The organism is Streptomyces spiramenti (assembly GCF_012034385.1).
Taxonomy (GTDB): domain Bacteria; phylum Actinomycetota; class Actinomycetes; order Streptomycetales; family Streptomycetaceae; genus Streptomyces; species Streptomyces spiramenti.
This window is the reverse complement of record NZ_JAAVJB010000080.1, coordinates 1-20,181: the sequence shown is the minus strand read 5'-3', so window position 1 is coordinate 20,181 and position 20,181 is coordinate 1. Positions and strand designations below refer to the sequence as shown.

At 75.9% G+C, this 20,181-nt stretch carries 10 protein-coding genes; 5 read left to right on the top strand and 5 right to left on the bottom strand.

The window, feature by feature from the left end; genetic code table 11:
* The 3 genes from HCJ92_RS11945 to HCJ92_RS11935 form a co-directional block, all read right to left on the bottom strand.
* Positions 1–1,935, bottom strand: a 1,935-nt coding sequence (locus tag HCJ92_RS11945) for a condensation domain-containing protein (RefSeq protein ID WP_167933499.1), incomplete at its 3' end; no start/stop codon positions are given.
* The gene (locus tag HCJ92_RS11940) at positions 1,932–8,405 is read right to left on the bottom strand and encodes a non-ribosomal peptide synthetase (protein ID WP_167933498.1); all 6,474 of its coding nucleotides are present in this window, start codon (positions 8,403–8,405) and stop codon (positions 1,932–1,934) included. The genes HCJ92_RS11940 and HCJ92_RS11945, both read right to left, overlap by 4 nt.
* Before the next feature lie 164 nt (positions 8,406–8,569).
* Positions 8,570–9,490: a TauD/TfdA family dioxygenase gene (locus HCJ92_RS11935; protein ID WP_420824700.1), complete on the bottom strand. Its 921-nt coding sequence runs from the start codon at positions 9,488–9,490 to the stop codon at positions 8,570–8,572.
* A gap of 323 nt (positions 9,491–9,813) precedes the next feature.
* Between HCJ92_RS11935 and HCJ92_RS11930 the strand changes: the two genes are divergently transcribed.
* Together HCJ92_RS11930 and panD are read left to right on the top strand one after the other, a co-directional pair.
* Positions 9,814–11,226: an MFS transporter gene (locus tag HCJ92_RS11930; protein ID WP_167933496.1), complete on the top strand. Its 1,413-nt coding sequence runs from the start codon at positions 9,814–9,816 to the stop codon at positions 11,224–11,226.
* A gap of 112 nt (positions 11,227–11,338) precedes the next feature.
* Positions 11,339–11,779, top strand: a complete 441-nt coding sequence (gene panD, locus HCJ92_RS11925) for an aspartate 1-decarboxylase (protein WP_167933495.1) — start codon at positions 11,339–11,341, stop codon at positions 11,777–11,779.
* 72 nt (positions 11,780–11,851) lie between these two features.
* On the opposite strand, the gene HCJ92_RS11920 is transcribed toward panD, so the two are convergent.
* On the bottom strand, positions 11,852–12,580 hold the full coding sequence (locus tag HCJ92_RS11920; protein ID WP_338054137.1) for a helix-turn-helix domain-containing protein: 729 nt from the start codon (positions 12,578–12,580) through the stop codon (positions 11,852–11,854).
* A gap of 11 nt (positions 12,581–12,591) precedes the next feature.
* Positions 12,592–13,203: a helix-turn-helix transcriptional regulator gene (locus HCJ92_RS11915; protein WP_167933494.1), complete on the bottom strand. Its 612-nt coding sequence runs from the start codon at positions 13,201–13,203 to the stop codon at positions 12,592–12,594.
* A gap of 341 nt (positions 13,204–13,544) precedes the next feature.
* Between HCJ92_RS11915 and HCJ92_RS11910 the strand changes: the two genes are divergently transcribed.
* The 3 genes from HCJ92_RS11910 to HCJ92_RS25365 all read left to right on the top strand — a co-directional run.
* On the top strand, positions 13,545–16,733 hold the full coding sequence (locus HCJ92_RS11910) for a type 2 lanthipeptide synthetase LanM family protein (RefSeq protein WP_167933493.1): 3,189 nt from the start codon (positions 13,545–13,547) through the stop codon (positions 16,731–16,733).
* Between the two features lie 136 nt (positions 16,734–16,869).
* The gene (locus HCJ92_RS11905) at positions 16,870–17,085 is read left to right on the top strand and encodes a hypothetical protein (protein ID WP_167933492.1); all 216 of its coding nucleotides are present in this window, start codon (positions 16,870–16,872) and stop codon (positions 17,083–17,085) included.
* Positions 17,086–17,228: 143 nt separating this feature from the next.
* On the top strand, positions 17,229–20,181 hold a 2,953-nt coding region (locus tag HCJ92_RS25365), incomplete at its 3' end, for a helix-turn-helix transcriptional regulator (protein WP_167933491.1).

Sequence of the window (20,181 nt, the reverse complement as noted above, 5' to 3'; positions counted from 1 at the left end):
GGCCCCGGGGCCGGCGGGCGTCCCGGCGTCGGCGCCGGTCGGGTGGCCGTCCGGGCGGACACGGACGGTGGGGGTCGGCCCGTCGGGCCGGGGGTCGGCCGCGTCCGTGACCAGAGCGACCGCGCCGGAGTCCTCGATCATGTGGGCGAGGCGCTCGGCGGGGAGCCCCGGTTCCAGCGGCAGGTAGGCGGCGCCGGCCTTGAGGACCGCGAGCAGCGCCACGGGCAGCGCCAGGGAGCGTTCCAGGTGCACGCCGACGACGGCCCCGGGGCCGACGCCGTGGGCACGCAGGAGCGCGGCGAGTGACTCGGCGCGGCGGTCGGTCTCGGCGTAGGTGAGCTCTGCTCCGTCGGCGCGGACCGCGACGGCACCGGGACTCTCGGCCACCCGTGCCTCGATCAGCCCGTGCAGCGTGCCGCCGGGGTGGTCGACGGCCGTGTCGTTCCAGGCGTGGACCACCTGGTGGCGCTCGGGCGGCGCCATCATCTCCAGGGAGTGGACCGGAGTGTCCGGAGCGGCGGCCACGGCGGCGAGCAGCCGGACGTAGTGGTCGGCCGCGCGGCGGGCGGTGTCGGCGTCGAAGAGGGCGGTGGCGTAGTTGAGGCCGCCGCGCAGCGAGCCGTCGGCGCGTTCGGTGACCGCGAGGGTCAGGTCGAACTTGGCGGTGGTCTCCCCCACCGGCAGCTGTTCGACGGTGAGTCCACCGACGCGGCGGCCCCCGTGCGGGGCGCCGTCGGCCGGGGCCGCGTCCCAGAGGAACAGCGTGTCGACCAGCGGGTTCCGGGACGGGTCGCGCTCGCGGTCCAGGGCGGCGACGAGGCGGTCGAAGGGCACCTGCTGGTGGCCGTAGTCGTCGAGGGTGGACGTGCGCAGCCGGGTGAGGAGTTCACGGAAGCCGGGTTCGCCGCCGAGGTCGGCCCGCAGCACCAGGGTGTTGAGGAAGAGGCCGGCCATCCGCTGGGTCTCGGGGCGGTCCCGGCCGGAGACCGGGGTGCCGACGGCGACGTCCCGGGTACCGCAGTACCGGCCGAGCAGCAGCTGGAAGACGCCGAGGTAGGCCATGAACGGGGTGGCCCCGGCCTCCTGGGCGAGTGCCGCGACACGGTCGGCGACCGCGGCGGGGACCTCGAACCCGGCGACGGCGCCCGCGTCCTCGCGCACCGCGGGTCGGGGGCGGTCGGTGGGCAGCCGCAGCGGCTCCAGGCCGCTGAGCCGGTCCCGCCAGTAGCCGAGCTCGGTGTCGAGCCGCTCGGGCGTGAGGTGGTCGCGCTGCCAGGCGGCGAAGTCGGCGTACTGCCGCCGGGGGGTGTCGTGCTCGCCCGGTGCGGCGACGGGCGCCGGGCCGCCGGTGCTGTGGCGGTGGTAGGCGTCGAGGAGTTCACCCACCAGCAGGTCCTCGGTGACGCCGTCGGAGGCGATGTGGTGCACCGTCAGGAAGAGCACGTGCTCGGTGTCGGCGGTGCGGGCCAGCACCGCCCTGGTGACGGGCCCGGCGGCGAGGTCGACCGGTTCGCGGTCGGAGGTGGCGAGGGCTGCCAGCCGCTCGCGCCGCCGGTCGGCGGGGAGCGGGCGCAGGTCGATCTCGGTGCGGTGCAGCGGACCGGGCGGGTCGACGACCTGGGAGGGTTCGCCGTCGTGCTCCTGGTAGCGGGTGCGCAGCACCTCGTGGCGCGCCAGGAGTTCGTCGAGGGCGAGGGTCAGCGCGGCGGTGTCCAGCTCGCCGTGCAGCCGCAGGGCCGCGGTCATCAGGTAGGCGGTGCCGCCCGGCGCGAGGCGGTCCAGGACCCACAGCCGTCGCTGGGCGTGGGAGAGCGGCAGCGGGCCACCGCGGGGAACGGCGGGGAGGAGGTCGGGGCGGGCCGGGGCGGCGCCCCGCAGCCGGCGGCTGAGCAGCTGTGCGCGCAGTGCCGCGGCGTCCAGGGTCTGGTGGGTCATCGTGCGCCTTCCCGGTTCAGCAGTCGGGTGACCTCGTCGTCGGAGAGCTGTGCGATCTCGGCCTCCACGGCCGCGGTGACGGCCGCGGCGAGCGCGGCGACGGTGGTCGCCTCGAAGAGCAGCCGCAGCGGCAGGTCGAGGGCGAAGGTCTCGCGGAGCCGCGCCAGGACGCGGGTGGCGAGCAGGGAATGGCCGCCCAGGAGGAAGAAGTCGTCCTCCGCGCCGACGCGTTCCAGGCCCAGGGTCTCCGCCCAGACGGTGGCCACGGCCTCCTCGGCGGGGTCGCGGGGCGGGGTGTGGGGCCGTGGGGCCCCCGTCTCGGGCTCCGGGAGCGAGCGGCGGTCGATCTTCTGACTGGAGGTCATCGGCAGCGCGGGGAGCGCCGTCCACAGCGCGGGGACCATGTAGTCCGGCAGCCTCTCCCGCAGGTGCTCGCGGAGCGCGGCGGGTTCGGGGGCGGGCCCGTCCTCGCCCACGACGTACGCGGCGAGGTCTGCGCCGCCCGCGGCCGACTCCCGGGCGACGACCGCAGCGGCGCTCACCCCGGGGTGCTCGGTGAGCGCGGCCTCGATCTCGCCGAGCTCGATCCGCAGGCCGCGGATCTTGACCTGCTGGTCGATGCGGCCGAGGAACTCCAGGACGCCGTCCGGGCGGTGGCGCACCAGGTCGCCGGTGCGGTACAACCGGCCGCCGGCGGGACCGAAGGGGTCGGGGACGAACCGGTCGGCGGTCAGCTCCGGACGCCCGTGGTAGCCGCGGGCCAGCCGCACGCCGCCCAGGCAGAGTTCGCCGGGGACGCCGGTGGGGACGGGGCGCTGCCGGGCGTCGAGGACGTAGGTGCGGGTGCCGGGGAACGCGTGTCCCAGGGGGAGGGAGGCGGTGCCTCGCTGCGTGGCGAGGTCGCCCAGCTCGGTGTGGAGGACGGAGCTGACGCTCGCCTCGGTCGGTCCGTAGCAGGCGATGAAGCGGCCGGGCAGCCCGGTCTCCTCCCACCGCCGGGCGTCGGAGACGGTCACGACCTCGCTGCTGAGGTTGATCAGCCGCAGGTCGGTGAGGGCGGAGGTGTCGTGCGCCATCATCTCGCGGTAGTAGGCCGGGGTGGTCTCCAGGACGGTGACGCGGTGCTCGGCGAGCTTGCCCGGCAACTCCTCCGGCGTCCAGAACAGCGGGTCGGCGACGACGACGGTGGCGCCGACCACCAGGGGCGCGGCGATCTGCTCCATGGCCACGTCGAAGGTGGGCGCGGAGAGCTGGCCGACGCGCTCGCCCGGGGCGATGCCGTACAGGTGCGCCGCGGTCAGGCAGTGGTGGGCGTACGCGCGGTGGTCGATCATGACGCCCTTGGGCCGCCCGGTGGAACCCGAGGTGTAGATGACGTAGGCCAGCGCCTCGGGGTCCGGCGGGGGGAGGGCCGCGGTGTCGGCCCCGGAGGGGGGTTCGGGGAGTTCGTCGACGGTCACCACGGTCCGGCCGTCGGCGGCGGCGGTCGCGGTGTCGCGGTGCGCGGCGGTGGTGACCACCAGCGGCACCTCGGCGTCGGCGAGGATGCCCGCGAGTCGGCGCGGCGGGTGTGCCGGGTCGAGCGGGAGGTAGGCGGCGCCGGCGCGGAGCACGCCCAGCAGCGTGACGACCGTGTCGACGCTGCGGGGCTGGCAGGAGGCGACGACCGTCTCCGGTCCGGCCCCCAGCTCGCGCAGGTGGTGGGCGAGGCGGCGGCTGCGTCGTTCCAACTCGCCGTAGCTCATCGCCGGCCCGCTGTGGCGGAGGGCGACGGCGTCCGGGGTGGCAGCGGCCCGGCGCGCGAACAGCTCCGGGACGGTGGCGTCCGGGGTGCCGTCGGCCGCCACCCCGGGGACGGCGGGGTCGAGCGGGTCGGGCCAGTCGGTGGTGAGGCGGCGCAGTTCGGCGTCCGGGATCACCTGGAGCTCCCCGACGGCGGTGTCGGGGCCCGCAACCGCCGATGCCAGCACCCGCAGGTAGTGGGTGGCGAGCCGTTCGACCGTCTCGCGGTCGAAGAGGGCGGTGGCGTACTCGAACCAGCAGTGCATGCGGCCGTCGGGCCGCTCCTTGACGGTGAGGGTCAGGTCGTACTTGGCGACGCCCTCCCCCGCGCGCAGCGGTTCGACGGCGACGTCGCCGAGGGAGCCGGTGATGCCTCCCATGTGCTGGTGCTCGAACATCACCTCGAACAGGGGGCTTCGTGAGAGGTCCCGTCCGGGGGCGACCTCCTCCACGACCCGCTCGAAGGGGATCTCCTGGTGGGCGAACGCCTCCAGGGTGCGCTCGCGGACCTGTGCCAGCAGGTGGGTGAACCCGGGCGACCCGGCGAGGTCGGCGCGGATCACCAGGTTGTTGACGAAGACGCCCAGCAGGTCCTCGGTCTCCTCCGTGGTGCGGCCCGCCACGGGCGTGCCGACCGCGATGTCGGCGCGTCCGGTGTAGCGGTGGAGCAGCACCTGGAACGCGGCGAGCAGCGTCATGAACGGGGTGGCGCCGTGGCGTGCCGCGAGGCGGGAGACGGCCGCTGCGGTCTCCTCCGGGAGGTCGACCACGACGGTGTCGCCGCGGGGGTCGCGCAGCGCCGGCCGGGGCCGGTCGGTGGGCAGCTCGACGGGGACGAGGTCCGCCAGCCGGTCCCGCCAGTACGCCAGCCGGTCCGCCGTCGCCTCGGTGTCCTCCTGCCGCCGCTGCCAGGCGGCGTAGTCCGCGTACTGCACGGCGGGCGCGCCGAGCGGGGCGCCGTCGCCGCCGGTCCGCAGCCGGTAGGCGTGGTCGAGGTCGCGAAGGAAGATCTTGGTGGACCAGGCGTCGAAGGCGATGTGGTGGGAGGCCAGGGCGAGCCAGTGGTCGTCGGGGGCCGCCCGCACGACGGTGGCGCGCAGCGGGTGCTCCCGGGAGAGGTCGAACGGGACGCGCAGCGCCTGCTCCACCAGCTCCCGGGCGCGGTCCTCCCGCGGCCGTCCGGCGGCTCTGCCTCCGTCCCCGCCGGGCCCGGTGGTCAGGTCGGCGAGGTGGAACGGGACGCGTCCGGGCGGGTCGACGTACTGGAGCGGTGTGCCGTCCCGGTCGGTGTAGCGGGTGCGCAGCACCTCGTGGACCCGGGCGACGTCCTCCAGCGCGCCCCGGAGCGCGTCGGTGTCGAGCGGGCCCCGCAGCCGCAGCGCCAACGGGATCAGGTACTCGGAGCCGCCGGGGTCCAGCTGCTCCAGGAACCACAGCCGCTGCTGGCCGTGGGAGAGCGGGAGACCGCCGTCCCGCGGCTCGGGCCGCACCGTGTCGACGGGCGCGGCGGCCCGGCGGATCCGGTCGGCGAGGCCGGCGACGGTGCGGTCGGTGAACAGTTCGGCCACCGTCAACTCGACGCCGAAGGCGCGGCGCAGTCGCAGCGCGAGGCGGATGGCGAGCAGCGAGTGGCCGCCCAGGGCGAAGAAGTCCGCGCGGGTGTCGGTGACGGGAACGCCCAGTACCTCGGCCATGGTCGCGGCGATCGCGGCCTCGGTCGGGTCGCTCGGCGCGGTGCCGTCGGCGGACGCGGCGGCGTCGGCGGCGTCGGACCGGTCGGGGTCGGGGAGCGCGCGGCGGTCCGTCTTGCCGCTGGCGGTCAGCGGCATCTGCTCCAGCAGCAGCAGCCGACCGGGGACGACGGGGGCGGGGAGCCGGTCCGCGAGGTGGTCGAGCAGCGTGCGGGCGAGGTCGCCGTGGGGCGCGGCCGGGACGACGTAGGCGGTGAGGGCGGTGTCGCCGTGCGCGTCGCGGGTGGCGGTGACGCCGGCGGCGGCCACGGCGGGGTGCGCGGTGAGCAGCGCCTCGATCTCGGCCGGTTCGATCCGCACCCCGTGCACCTTGACCTGGTCGTCGGTGCGTCCCAGGAACTCCAGGGTGCCGTCGGCGCGCCAGCGCACCAGGTCGCCGGTGCGGTACCACCGGCCGCCGGGGGTCGTCGCGTAGGGGTCGGGGGTGAACCGCTCGGCGGTCTGCGCGGCTCTGCCGTGGTAGCCGCGGGCCAGGCCGGCGCCGCGCACGCACAGCTCGCCGGGGACGCCGACGGGCACCAGCCGGTCGGCGGCGTCCACGACGGAGACCCCGGCGCCCGGCAGCGGCCGGCCGATGGGGACGACACCGGCGGTCGGTGCGGCGGGGCGGTACGCGTGGTGGGTGGAGTCGATGGAGCACTCGGTCGGGCCGTAGGTGTTGTGGACCTCGACCTGCGGGAGCACGGCCCGCAGCCCGTCGCAGAGCGACGACGGCAGCGGCTCGCCGGCGGAGCTGACCAGCCGCAGGGTGGAGCATCCGGCGAGGGCCGGCTCCTCGACGAGCAGCCGCAGCACGGAGGGGACCACCTGCAGCAGGGTGACGCGGTGGCGCGCCACCGCGGCGGCCATGACGGCGGGGTCGCGGTGCGCGTCGTCGGGGGCGGCGACGACGGTGCCGCCGGAGACCAGCGGGGAGAGGAACTCCCACATCGCCGCGTCGAAGCCGATGGTCGTCTTCTGCAACAGCTTGTCGGCCGGGGTCATGACGTAGCGGTCGACCGACCACAGGACACGGTTACGGAGGCCGCCGTGGCGTACCACCACACCCTTGGGGGTGCCGGTGGAGCCCGAGGTGTAGATGAGGCAGGCGGCGTCGTCGGGGTCGGCGCGGTGCGGGAACCCGGCGGGCGGCAGGTACCCGACGCCGTCCGGGGAGGCGGGGAGGGTGTCGACGGTGAGGACGCGGGCGCTCTCGGCGAACCGGTCGCGGAACTCGTCGGCGGTCAGGACGACTCCGGCGGCGGAGTCGGCGAGCAGCGCGTTGCGGCGCGCCGGCGGCAGGTCGGTGGCGAGCGGCACGAGCTGCGCGCCGGTGCCGAGCACGGCGAGGATCGAGGCAACCAGGTCGGGTCCGCGCCGCAGGCTGACGGCGACGGGGTCGGCGGTCCGGACGCCCGCGTCGGCCAGGGCGGTGGCCAGTTCGGCCGCGCGGGCGGCCAGTTCGGCGTAGGTGACGTCACCGCCGTCGTGGGCGACGGCAACGGCGTCGGGGGTGGCTTCCGCGCGGTCCAGCACCATGCGCACCAGGGGCCGGTCGTCGCCGGTGGGGGCGGCCGGACCGGCGCCCCAGCCGAGGACCGTCGCGCGTTCGGCGGGGGCGAGCAGGTCGAGGTCGGCGACCGGTGTCCCCGGTCGGTCCGTGACGCCCTCCAGCAGCTGGAGCAGGTTGGCCGCCATGCGTTCGATCCGGTCGCGGTCGAACAGGGCGACGGGGAAGAGCAGTTCCCCGGTCAGGGTGCCGTCGGCCCGCTCGGCCAGGTGGAGGGAGAGGTCGAACGCGCTGCTGCGGGTGGTGGGTTCCTCACGGCTGACGGTGAGCCCGGGGAGGGCGAAGGGGCTGCGGTGGGCGTTGTGGAGCGCGAACCCGGCCTGGAAGAGCGGGTTGCGACCCGGGTCGCGCGGCGGGTCCAGCGCCGCGACCACCTGGGAGAAGGCGACGTCCTGGTTGCCGTAGGCGTCCAGGGTGGCGTCCTTGACGCCGTCCAGCAGCTCGGGGAAGGTGCGGTGGCCGCCGAGGTCGCCGCGGATCACGACGGTGTCGAGGAAGATCCCGAGCAGCTTCTCCAGCCGCACGTCGTCGCGGCGGGCGAAGGAGACGCCGACGGCGACGTCCGCGCGGCCCCCGTACCGGGCCAGCAGCAGCTGGTAGGCGGTGAGGTAGGCCATGAAGAGGGTCGCTCCGCGCTCCTGTGCCAGCTCCCGGACCCGGGCGGCGAGGGGGGCGGGGACGGTGAACCGGACGATGTCGCCGTCCGGCTGCCAGGCGGCGGGGCGGGGGCGGTCCGTCGGCAGGTCCAGCGGTTCGAGGCCGGCCAGCCGCTGCCGCCAGTGGTCGAGCTGTCGGCCGGTCACCTCGGGCTGCGCCGCCAGCCACTCCCGGCGCCACTCGGCGTAGTCGGCGTACTGGAGCTCCAGCGGCTCCAGCGGGTCGGGGCCGCCGGAGCGGAACGCCTCGTAGAGCTGGCGGAGTTCGTCGGCGACGATCCCCCAGGACCATCCGTCGAACGCGATGTGGTGGAAGGTGAGGAGCAGCGCGTGCTCCCCGGGTGCGAGCCGGACCAGTGCCACGCGCCACGGGTGTTCCGCCCGCAGGTCCAGCGGGCGGCGGCTCCGCTCCTCGACCAGCTGCCGCAGCCGGTTCTCGCGCTCCGCGCGCGGGAGGTCGCCGAGGTCCGCGCGTTCCGGGGCGACGGGGGCGGGGTCGTCGATGAGCTGGACGGGCGACCCGCCCTCGGTGCCGTAGCGGGTCCGCAGCACCTCGTGCCGGGCGGCGATCTCCGTGAGCGCCGCCGACAGCGCGCGGTCGTCCAGCGGGCCGACGATGCGGAAGGTCTCGTGCATCAGGTACTCGGTGGCGCCGCCCTGCCTGAGCTGGTCGAGCAGCCAGAGCTGTTCCTGTGCGTGGGACAGCGGGTATCCGCCGTCGGCGCTTTCCATCGGTCGTCTCCCTGGGCGTGTGGTCCGGCGGCGGTGCCGCCGGTGCGGGCGGGCCCCGGGGGCGGCGTGCCGCGGGCGGGGCTGCGGGTGGTGCTGCGGGGCGCCCGCAGCCGGTCGGTCCGGCCGGGCGCGGGTGGCCGCCGTGCGCGGGGCGCGGCGGAGGGTCAGCCCTGCTCGACGGGGCCGTCGGAGGGCTCGGTCATGGCCACGGCGATCCGACGGGGGCCGGTGAACGGCTCCCGGGCGTGCGCGGCCAGCATGTTGTCCACGACCAGCACGTCGTCCCGCTGCCAGTCGAAGCGCCGCCACTGGGCGCGGTAGCAGCCCCGGATGTGCGCCACGACGTCGTCGGGCACGGGGGCTCCGTCGCCGTAGTACGTGTTGGTGGGGAGGTCGTCCTCCGCGTACATCTCGCGGAGCGCGGCGCACACGTCGGGCTTCAACGTCGTGACGTGGAAGAACGTCATGTGGTTGAACCACACCTGCTCGCCGGTGACCGGGTGGCGGTGGACCGCCTCTCTGCGGGCGCGGGTGCGCAACCCGCCCGGCGTCCACTCGGCGGTCATCCCGCCGCGTGCGCAGTACGCCTCGACCGCGGCGCGGTCCTCGGTGTTGAACGCCTGCTGCCACGGCACGCCGAAGCCCTCGCTGAAGTTGCGCACCACCATCCAGCCGCGGGCGGCGAACTCCTCCCGGACGTCGGGGTCGATCGCGGCGAGCACCCTGCGGGTGTCGGCGAGCGGCGTGGAGCCCTGGGTGTCGGGCGGGCTGACGCAGTAGAAGAACAGCGTCAGCGGCCAGGCCGCCTGGTAGGAGTTCTCGTTGTGGAGGAAGATCTCCTCGGCCGGCGGGTAGTCGGTGGAGGTGTACACGTTGCCCTTGATGGTGCTGCGCGGCGAGGAGCGCTCGGCGTAGCCGAGGGGCAGCCCGCCCAGGGTGCGGACGACACCGTCGAAGCCGTCGACGTCACCGGGGGCGAAGCCGCGCAGCAGCACCGCGCCGTGCTCCCGCAGCAGGCCGCGTATCTCGCCCCGGCGGGCCGCCAGGTCACGCGTACCCGGGGAGGCGCCGGGCACGGCCTCCACCAGGTGGGGGAGGGAGCGGCCCGGGCGGCCACCGCTCCGCCGTGAACTCGAACGGGCGGTGAGGAGGGGTGGGTTAGCAGTCATGTGGCCAGGGTCGGTTCCGGCCGGGGGCGGGGGCAGAGAACTTCCGGCGGAGTCCTTGGCAGCGCGCCCGTCGCGGTTTGTGCGCGTACTTCCCTGTGGGCGGACCGCCGTCGCCGCGAAGCTGGCGGCACCGCCCGGCGACCACGCCGTGCGGCCCGGCCGGGCCGGCCCCGCACGCCCGGCGCCCGGCACCGCGGGTGTCCGCGGTGCCCCGCGGGATCAGAGAGGTGGGAAGGTCCATGACGACAACCGGTGGCCCGCACGGCGGCCCGGAGGTCACGCCGCTGCGGCGCAACCGCGACTTCATGCTGCTGTGGGGCGGGTCCGCGGTGGCGCTCGTCGGCTCGACCGCCTCCACGGTCGCCTACCCGCTGCTGATCCTGGCCGTCACCGGTTCCGCCGCCGACGCGGGGCTGGTGGGTTTCGTGACCCTGCTGCCCGCCCTGCTCTTCCAGCTGCCCGCCGGGGTCCTGGTCGACCGGTGGAACCGCAAGCGCGTGATGGTCTGGTGCGACGCGCTCCGGGCACTGGGAGCCGCGAGCATCGTGCTGGCGCTGCTGCTGGGTGAGCTCCGCCTCGCACACGTGATGGTCGTCGGGTTCGTCGAGGGCACACTCACCGTGCTCAACGGGTTGGCCTCGACCGCCGCCGTGCCCAACGTCGTGCACCGCTCGCAGCTCTCACTGGCGCTGGCGCGCAACGAGTCGCGCAGCCGCGCTGCGACGATGGTGGGGACCCCGCTGGGCGGCGTGCTGTTCGGTCTCGGCCGCGCCGTGCCGTTCGTGCTGGAGACCTTCGCCTACCTGGTCTCCCTCGTGGCGCTGCTGTGCATCCGGAAGGACTTCCAGGCCCGGCGGCCGGTCCCGGCGGCGGTCCCGGCGGTCGGGGCCCCGGTCAAGGGCAGACGCGCCCGGGTCACCGAGCAATTCGGCCGAATGTTCGAGGGGTTGGCGTGGCTGTGGCGACGTCCGTTCCTGCGCTCCGCCGCGCTGCTGGTGGCCGGCAGCAACATGCTCTTCCGGGCGCTGTTCCTGGTCGTCATCGTGCTGCTGGCCGAGGAGGGGGCGGGGCCGGCGTCGGTGGGCGTCCTGCTCGGTGTCGCCGGGGCCTGCGGGATGGCCGGCTCGCTGGCGGCGGGCTGGTTCTGCCGCCGGGTGCCGCTGAACGTCCTCGTCATCGGCGCCAACTGGGTGTGGGCGCTGCTGATGTGCGTGCTCTTCCTGGGCGGCGGACTGTGGCCGGCGGCCGTGGCGTACGTGGCGATGTGGTTCGTCGGCCCGGTGTGGAACGTCGCCGTCGGCAGCTACCAGCTGGCCACCACCCCGGACGCACTGCGGGGCCGCGTCCTCAGCGCCTCCAGCCTGCTCGCCAACGGAGCACTCCCCCTGGGGGCCCTGGCGGGCGGTCTGCTGCTGGAGGGGCTCGGGGTGCGCGCAGCCGCCGGTGTGCTGACGCTGTGGATGGTGGCGATGGCGCTGGCCGCGACATTGTCGGGGCCGGTGCGGCGCGCCACCACCACCGCCGCCGACGCCGTCCCGCCGGACGCACCCGTCGCCGCTTCGGACACACCCGCTCCCCCGCGGCCCGAGCCGACCGCCGTCCCGGTGGCGACCACCGCGGCCCCCGCCCCCGCCTCCCCAGAACCACGCTGAACCACGCTGAACCGTGCTGAACCGGGGCGGCGCCGAGCCGGGCCGCCACCCGCCCACCGTCGCCCACGAGACGACCGAACTGCACCACACGAACCCCCGAGGAGAGTCCGAGATGCACCGCACCGTCTTCAAGTCCAAGATCCACCGCGCGACCGTGACCCAGGCCGACCTGCACTACGTGGGCTCGGTGACCATCGACGAGGACCTGATGGACGCCGCCGACCTGCTGGCCGGCGAACAGGTGCACATCGTGGACATCACCAACGGCGCCCGCCTGGAGACCTACGTCATCGCCGGTGAGCGCGGCACGGGGGTCATCGGCATCAACGGTGCCGCCGCCCGACTCGTCCAGCCGGGCGACATGGTGATCATCATCTCGTACGCGGTCGTGCCCGACGCCGAGGCGCGGCAGCTCGTCCCGCGCGTCGTCCACGTCGGGGAGGGCAACCGGCAGCTCGGACCCGTCGGTTCGGACCTGGCGGAGCCGTCCCCCGCGGGCGAGGGGGTACGGGGCGACGCGGTGTACGCGCCGGTCGGCGCGGCACGCGGCTGACCCGGAAGACGAACGGCCGGCCCGGGGCGGTGAGCGCCCGGGCCGGCCGTGACCGGCAGCACGAGGATCGGATCAGATCAGACCGGCGCGCACCGCACGAGCGACGGCGTGTGCCCGGTTCCGCACCTGCAAGCGCGACATCAGCTCGTAGATGACGTTCTTGACGGTGTGCTCGGAACAGCTCAGCACGCGCGCGATGACGGCGTTGCCGTGCCCCTCCGCCACCAGCGCCAGCACCGCGGTCTGCCGGGGTGTGAGCGGTTGCAGCGGCTCGCTCGTGCCCGAGTTCGCCCTCGCGGGGGTCTCGGCACCGCCGCCCGGGCCGTTGAGGAGCCGCACCAGGACGCCGTACGGCAGGCGCCCGTCGCCGTGGTGGGCTGCCAGGACCGCGGCGGCGAGCTGCGTCGGGGAGGCGTCCGCGGCCCGCAGGACCGTGCGGACACCGGAACGCACGGCGCGCAGCACCCCCTCGGGGGAGACCCGGTCGGCGGCGACCAGCACCGGGCACCGGCGCCCCGGCACGGCGGGACCGCACAACTCGACGGCCTGCTCCAGCGTGTGGCCCACCGCCAGCACCACCTCGGAACCACCGGGGCCGCCGGGTCCGGTGGTGGTCGGCACACCGGCGGCGGACAGCCGCTCGTCCCAGCGGGCGCGCAGTCTCGGCTCCGTACACCGCACCCGGACCGCGACCTCACCGGCACGCCCGCCGCGGCCCGCGCCGGCCTCGGGCAGCCGGGGTGCGGCCCGGTGGCCGTGGAGCCGGTCCGCGCCGAAGGCGACCGGGACGCCTCCACGCACCGCGATCCCGCTCACAGCAGACCCGCCCGCAGGGCGTAGGCGACCGCGTGGGCGCGGTTTCTCAGGCGGAACCGCTGGGTCACGTCGTGCAGGACCGTCGTGACGGTCCGGACCGAATAGCACAGTTCACGCGCTATCTCGCTGGTCTCCCGCCCGTCGGCGACCATCCGCAGCACCGCCTGCTCCCGCTCACTGAGCCCCGCCGAGCCCCAGGCGTCCGACATCCCCCCGGCGGCACCGCGCTCCAGCAGCCCGTCCAGCAGGTCCGGTGGCACCGAGCAGTCGCCCTGGGCGGCGGCCAGCACCGTCGCAGCCAGCCGCGGCACGCTCGCCTCCTGCCGCCGCAGCAGCCCCCGCGCCCCGCAGGCGATGGCGTGCAGCGCCGAGGTGGGCACCAACTCCGTCGCCACGAGCACCACTTCCGGTCGGTGCTCGCCGGCACGGTGGCGCCGCACCAGGTCCAGCACCGGCTCGGTCACCCGGTCCACGACGACCACGGTCACCGCCGGGCGGGCGGCGGCGTCCACCACCAGCAGGTCCGCCCCTTGCTCCAGGGCGCTGCGGGTGCCCGCTTCCAACACCCGGTCCAGTGCCACTACGCCTACGCGCACCGGTTCTCTCATGGCTCCTCCTCATCGGTCGCGAACCGGCTGCCACCGGTGACCCGAGCTTCGGCCCCGTGCCGGCCGCCCGGCATCGGTGGGCCACCCCCAGATTCCGGCCCGCAGGCGCCCACCCTGCGGCCCCGTGCCCCCACTCCCACCGGTCACCACGGCATGCCCACCCGCCCCCACTCCCCCGACCGACTCCGGCCACACCCCCGCCGCCATGGCGTTCACGCAGGTCGGGGCGGCACCGCGGCCCCCGAACGCACCCGGCCCCACGCCCTGCGGCCGGGAGGCCGCGACAATATGGGGGCCGATCCCCCATGTGCCCGCCGCGGACCGGGTGCCACGGTGTGCGGGTGACCTCGACCTCCGCCGCGACGCAGACCGACCGCGTACCGCCGCAGCCGCTCCCGCCGCTGTGGTGGGCCCGCGGGCTGACCCTGCGGGAGCGGCTCGCCGCTCCCGGCCGGCCGGCCCCCGCCGACGGCCCGACGGTCACCGCGTGGCTCGAGGCACTCACCGGACTCGACACGGCGGGCACCGCCGCGCGCCTGACGGCGCTCGGTGTGCCCGAGGCGCTCGGCGCGGCGCTGTGGCACGAGTCGCCGACCGCGCTGGGGGAACGCGCGCCGCGCCCGCCGTGGGCGGTATTCGTCGAGGAAGCGCTTCGCCCCGCCCCGGCCACGCCGACCACCCCGACCGACGGCGACTGGCGCGAGGCGTTCGCCGCGGTGCTCCGCCCGTTCTCCGCTCACGCCCTCGACCGGCTCCGCGGCTCCTACGACCCGGCCACCGGTGACGCCGAACGGCACGCGGTGGAGGCCGCGTTCGGGCCGTGGCTGGTGGAGCGGCTGGTCAACACGGCGGCCCGGACGCTGGTGCGCGAGCTGCACACCGCGCGCACCTCCGGCCTCCTCACCGGCGCCACCCCCGCCGAGCGGTTCGGCTCCTTCACGGAATCGCTCGGCGACCCCGGAACGCTCGCGGCCCTCCTCGCCCGCTACCCCGTCCTCGCACGGGTCCTCGCCGAGCTCTGCACCTCGGCGGCGGACGCGGCGGCGGAGCTCGCCGACCGGTACACACGGGACCGCCCGCGGATCGTCGCCGGCCTGTGGACCGGGCGCGACCCGGGACCGCTCGTCCGCGTCGAACTCGCCCTGGGCGACACCCACCTGGGCGGGCGCGCGGTCGCCCGGCTCCACTTCCGCGACGGTGCGCGGGTCCTGTACAAGCCACGTCCGCTGGACCACCACGCCGTGTGGGACGCCGCCGTCTCCTGGCTCAACGCCGCGGTACCCGACCTCTCGCTCCGCACCGCCGCCACCGTGCGGTCGGCGGGGTACGGCTGGATGGAGCACGTCGACCACCTGTCCTGCCGGACCGTCGGCGACGTCGACCGGTTCTACCGCCGGCAGGGCGCGCTGCTGGCGCTGGCACACGCGCTGTGCGGCGCCGACCTGCACCGGGAGAACCTGATCGCCCACGGCGACCAGCCGGTCCTCGTCGACGCGGAGACCCTCTTCCACCCCGACCTCCCGCTGCCCAACGTCACCGGTGACGACCCGGCGGCGGCCCGGATCACCGCCTCCGTCTACCAGACCTGCGTCCTGCCGCAGGTCGTCCTGGGGGACCACGGTCAGCTGGACGTCTCGGCCGTCGGCGGCGCCGGCCACGCCCCCTGGGGGGTGGAGGGCTGGGAGGAGGCCGGGACCGACCGGATGCGCCGGACGCTCCGCCCGGCACCGGCACCGCCCGCGCAGAACCAGCCGCAGCTGGCCGGCGGCGCCGTGGGGCACACCGACTACCACGCCGCGCTCGTCAACGGGTTCCACGACGGGTACCGGGCCGTGGAGAGCGGGCGCGCCGGGTTCCTCGCCGAGGACGGCCCGCTGCGCCGCGCCGAGGCGCTGGAGTGCCGCGTCGTGGCTCGGCCGTCACGCCTCTACGCCACCCTGCTGGAGGAGGCGCTGCACCCGGGTGTGCTGGGTGACGCGCTGCTGCGCGAGGCGGTGTTCGCCCTGCTCTGGACCGAGGCGGTGGGCGACCCGGCCCGCCTCCGGTTGGCCGAGGCCGAGACGGCCGACCTGTGGGCCGGAGACCTCCCGTTGTTCCGGCACCGGCCCGCCTCCCGGGCCGTCCTGACCTCCACCGGTGAGCGCCTCCCCGACCTGCTCGGCGAAGCCGCGTCCGTCACGGTCCGCGCCAGGATCGAGGCGATGGACGAGATGGACCGCCGGTGCCAGGAGTGGGTCATCACCGCCTCGCTGGCCACCGCCGACGACGCCGGCCGCACCGGCCGCCACCGCGCGGAGCCGCTTCCGCCCGGCGGGACGGGTGCCCCCGCCGAGGTCCCCGACCCCTCGCTGCTGCTGGCCGCGGCCTGCCGCGTCGCCGACGACATCGTGGCGCGCGCCCAGCACGGCGGCGGGCGCGCCAACTGGCTCGGGGTGGAACCCGTCGAGGACGCCTACTGGACGGTGCTGCCGATGGGCGCCGGCCTCGCCCACGGCTATCCCGGTGTCGCGCTCTTCCTCGCCGAGCTCGGGGCCCTCACCGGCAGCGCCCGGTACACGGACCTCGCCCGCGCCGCCGTGCTCCCGCTGCCCGCCCTCGTCCGCACCCTCGCCGAGCGGCCCGAGCTGAGCCGCGCCGTCGGCCCCGGCGGCTTCAGCGGACTGGGCGGGATCGCCTACGCGTTGTCCCGCCTGGAGACGCTGCTCGGTACCGACTCACCCGCCGCACTCCCGAACGCGCTGACCGCGCTCGCCGTCGCCGCGACGCCGGCCGGGTCGGCCCCCGCCCTGTCGGTCGCGGACGGCATCGCGGGGGCGCTGGCCGCGACGACCGCGGTGGCCGAGGACCACGACCTGCCCCTGGCGGAGCGCCTCGCCGACGACCTGGCCGACCGCCTGCTCGCGGCGGTGGACGGCCCGTCCGCCGCCGGGCCGGAGGCGGGCTTCGCCCGGGGCACCACCGGCATCGCCTGGGCGCTGCTGCGCCACGCGGAACGCCGGCCCGGCGCGTCCGGAGCGGCCGGAGCGGCCGGAGCGGCCGGGGAGACCGGACGACGGCTCCTGCGACGGGCCCACCGGGCGTTGGAGGCGGCCCCACCCGACCTCTCCTGGTGCTCCGGGACCCCGGGCTGGCTGCTCGCCGCGACCGACGGCCCGCGCACCGACCCGTGGGGGCTGGGCCCGGAGCTGCTGGCGTCCGCCTCTGACCGGCTGGCCGCCCGCCCCGCGACGGCCGATCTGACGCCCTGTCACGGCGAAGCCGGCTCGCTGGAGGCGCTCGCCGTGCTCGCCGCCGGCGGCGACACCGCCGCCGCCCAGCGCCTGGCGCACCGTCAGGGTCTGGTCCTGGGCGCGCTGCGCCGGGACGGCCACCGGTGCGCCACCCCGGGGCGCGTCCCCAGCCCCGGCCTGCTGGACGGGCTGGCCGGCGTCGGTCACACACTGCTGCGTCTCGGATTCCCCGGGACGGTACCCTCCGTTCTCCTGCTCGCACCTCACGCAGGGAAGGCCGACCACCGCCGTGGCCGGTGACGCCCCCGGCGCCCGCCGGACACGCGTACCGTCGCCCCCGGCGCCCGGACCGCACCCGACCGCGCGAGCCGACAGGGCGACCGCACCATCCCGATCCCCCGCACCGCTGCACCATCGGAACCCAGGAGGAAACGCCATGACCCGCATCTCCCCGCACACCGGCTGCGCGACCGACGACGCCCCGGTCGCCGGATCCACCGGCTCAGCCGCCGGCGACCCCGCCGGCGCGATGCGGCTCTCCGGTCGGAACCTGCGCAACGAGCGGGCCCGCGTACTGGCGGGCCTGCCGCTGGGCACCGGCGTCGTCGCCTCGCTCCAGGCCGCCCACACCACGGTCTCCGCCCCCATCTGAGGCGGGCGCGGACCGGGCGCCCCGCCGGATCCGACCTCGCACGCCGGCAGGACCGGCGACGGACTCGCGGGACGAAACCCAACATTGCGGGGAAGACATCCCGAACAGGGCGGCCGGCGACCACGGGCGCCTACGATGAAGCCATGCCCATCATCGCGCCGCGTGTCGTTGGCCGGGATCCCGAAATCGCCGTGATAGCCGGCGCGCTGGAGGCGGCGCGCGGCGGACGGGGCGGCACGGTCTTCCTCACCGGGGAGAGCGGCACGGGCAAATCCCGGCTGGTGGCGGAGGCCACCGGGACCGCGTTGGGAAGCGGCATGCGGGTACTGCGGGGCCGGACCAGCACCATCGGCCCCATGGTGCCGTTCCGACCGCTGACCGAGGCGCTGATGCCGCTGTTCCGCGGCGCGGAGCCGCTGGACGACTCCCGGTTCGGCCCCTACCGGCCCGTGCTGGGACGGCTGATCCCCGACTGGGCCGCCGACGCCCAGGAGCCCACCTCTCTGGTGGCCCTGGGCGAGGCGGTCCTTCGGCTGTTGGCCCAGATCGGCCACGACCACGGCACCGTGCTGATCCTGGAGGACCTGCACGCCGCCGACACCGAGACCCTCGCCGTCGTCGAGTACCTCGTCGACAACCTGGGGCAGTTGCCGGTCCTCCTCCTCATCACCTGCCGCGACGACCCCGGCGGCACGCTGGACCTGGCCCACTCCGCCGCGCGCCGGCAGACCGGCGCCCTGCTGCACCTCGCCCCGCTGGACCGCGGCGCCACCGCGACCATGACCGCCGACTGCCTGGACACCACTCCCGACGCCGTCCCCGCCGAAGCGCTCGACCGGCTGTGGGAGGCGAGCGGCGGCAGCCCCCTCCTGGTCGAGGAACTGCTGCAGTCGATGGTCGGCAGCGGCGCACTGGTGCGGACCGGCGGAACCTGGCGCGTGGTCCACGACCTGCGGCACGCCTTCTCCGAACTCCTCGCGCGCGGCATCGGCCACCGTGTCGAGCGGCTCGGCCCGCAGGGGCACGACCTGCTCTCCGCCGCCGCCGTCCTCGGCCGCCGCTTTCCGCTGTCGGTGCTCCAGCGGATGACCGCCCTGGACGACCGGACGCTCCTCAGCCACCTGCACGCCGCGGTCACCGCGCAGATCGTCGTCGCCGACGACCCGGACCCGGACCGGTACGCCTTCCGGCACCCGCTGACCGTGACCACCCTCCTCTCCCACCTCACCCCCGCCAGCCGCGCCGCGCTGGCGACGCGCGCCGCCGACGCCGCCCACGAGCTGCACCCGGAGCTGGAGGGCGAGTGGTGCACCACCGTCGCCGCGCTGCGAGCGGACGGCGGACGACCGGGCGAGGCGGGACGGCTGTTCGCCGTCGCCGGTGACCGCGCGCTGCGCGACGGTGCCGTCGGATCGGCCGTGGCGCTCCTCTCCCGCGCGGAACGGCTGCTGGCCACCGCCGGCGACACCGCCGCCAGGGCGGGCGTGCTGGAGGAACTCCTGCCCGCGCTGGCCGAGTCGGGCGAGTTCACCCAGGCCCTCGCCCTCGCCGACAGCCTCCGGGAGCTGGTCGGCGCCGGGCTCAGCGCCGCACGGCTCGCGGCGCTGCGCATCAGACTCGCCAAGGTCGCGCACACCATAGGCCGGTGGGAGGACGGCAACGCGCAGATAGAGCAGGCGCGTTCGCTGCTCGCCACTGAGCCCGACGAGGCGGTCGGCGCCGCCGCCGACGTGACCGCCGCCCACCTGGTGCTGGACACGCCCGGCCCCGACCGCACCGAACGCGCCACCGCCCTGGCGGCCTCCGCCGTCGACGTGGCCAGGCGCCGCGACCTGCCCACCGTCGCCTGCGAGGCGTGGGAGCTGCTGGGCACCCTCACCCGGGAACGCGCCCCCGAACAGGCCCTGGAGTACCTCGAACTGTCGCTGCACACCGCGCAGCGGAACCGGCTGCCGCTCCACCGCATGTACGCCATGGTGCGCATCGGAGGCCACCGGTGGCTCGGCGAGGGGACCACCGGCGCGCTGACCGAGGCCCGGGACGAGGCGCAGCGCCTGGGCGCTGTGCCGCTGGTCCACACCATCGAGGGCATCCTCGTCCTGGACGAGGTGCTCCGCGGCGCCACCGACGGGGCGGCGCGCCGCGCGGAGGAGTGCCTGGCGGTCGCGCAGCGGCTGCGGCTGGCCCCGGTCGTCCGCTACCTCCTGGTCATCCAGGCGACGCTCGCCGCGCACTGCGGGGACCGGGCCGCCATGGAGCGGTCGTTGAAGGACTTCGAGCGCTGGGACAGCGCGGGTTCCCAGGAGGAGCCCCTCGCCCACGGTCTCGCCCGTGCCTTCTGCGCGCTGCTGGAGGAGGACCGGCCACGGGCGGTGGAGGAACTGCGCACCGCCCGTCGTCTGGGTAGCCAGAACGCCACCACCTTTCAACTCGTCGGGCACCACGGGCTGGGGCTGCTGCTGGACGCGCTCGACGGCACCGCCGACCGCGACCGGTACGAGGAGGTGGCGGCCGGGTCACCCAGTCGTGTCCCGTGGAACCGTCACTTCGTGGTTCTCGCCGACGCCGTCCTGCTGGGGCGGGAGGGCCGCGGCGAGGAGGCGGAGCTGCGCGTCGCCGAGGCGCGTCGTATCGCGGCCGACTACCCGCTGGCGTTGAACCTGGGGATCCGGCTGGTGGGCGAGGAGGCCCACGCCGCCGGTTGGGGCGACCCGGCGCCGTGGCTCCGGCAGGCGCAGCAGCACTTCCACGCGGCCGGGGTGCCCGCGGTGGCCGGTGCCTGCCGCGGGCTGCTGCGGCAGATGGGGTTGACGATCCCCCAGCACCGCGACGGCTCGGACCGCATCCCGGGCCGGCTGCGCGCGCTCGGCGTCACGGTCCGGGAGTACGAGGTCTTCCGGCACCTGTCGGACCGGCCGGGCAACAAGGAGATCGCCGGGCGGCTGTACATCTCGCCCCGCACGGTCGAGAAGCACATCGCCAGCCTCGTCGCCAAGACGGGCGAGCCGAACCGGGCCGCGCTGTGCGCGCCGCCTACCTGCACCACGAGGCGGGGCGCAGCGCGCTGCCGCACTCCGTCTTCCTGCGGTTCCCCGG

Coding starts and splice junctions, on each gene's coding strand:
- HCJ92_RS11915 (WP_167933494.1), bottom strand. CDS start 13,203: ATGAGAGAACCGGTGCGCGTAGGCGTAGTGGCACTGGACCGGGTGTTG.
- HCJ92_RS11940 (WP_167933498.1), bottom strand. CDS start 8,405: ATGGAAAGCGCCGACGGCGGATACCCGCTGTCCCACGCACAGGAACAG.
- HCJ92_RS11905 (WP_167933492.1), top strand. CDS start 16,870: ATGACCCGCATCTCCCCGCACACCGGCTGCGCGACCGACGACGCCCCG.
- panD (WP_167933495.1), top strand. CDS start 11,339: ATGCACCGCACCGTCTTCAAGTCCAAGATCCACCGCGCGACCGTGACC.
- HCJ92_RS11930 (WP_167933496.1), top strand. CDS start 9,814: ATGACGACAACCGGTGGCCCGCACGGCGGCCCGGAGGTCACGCCGCTG.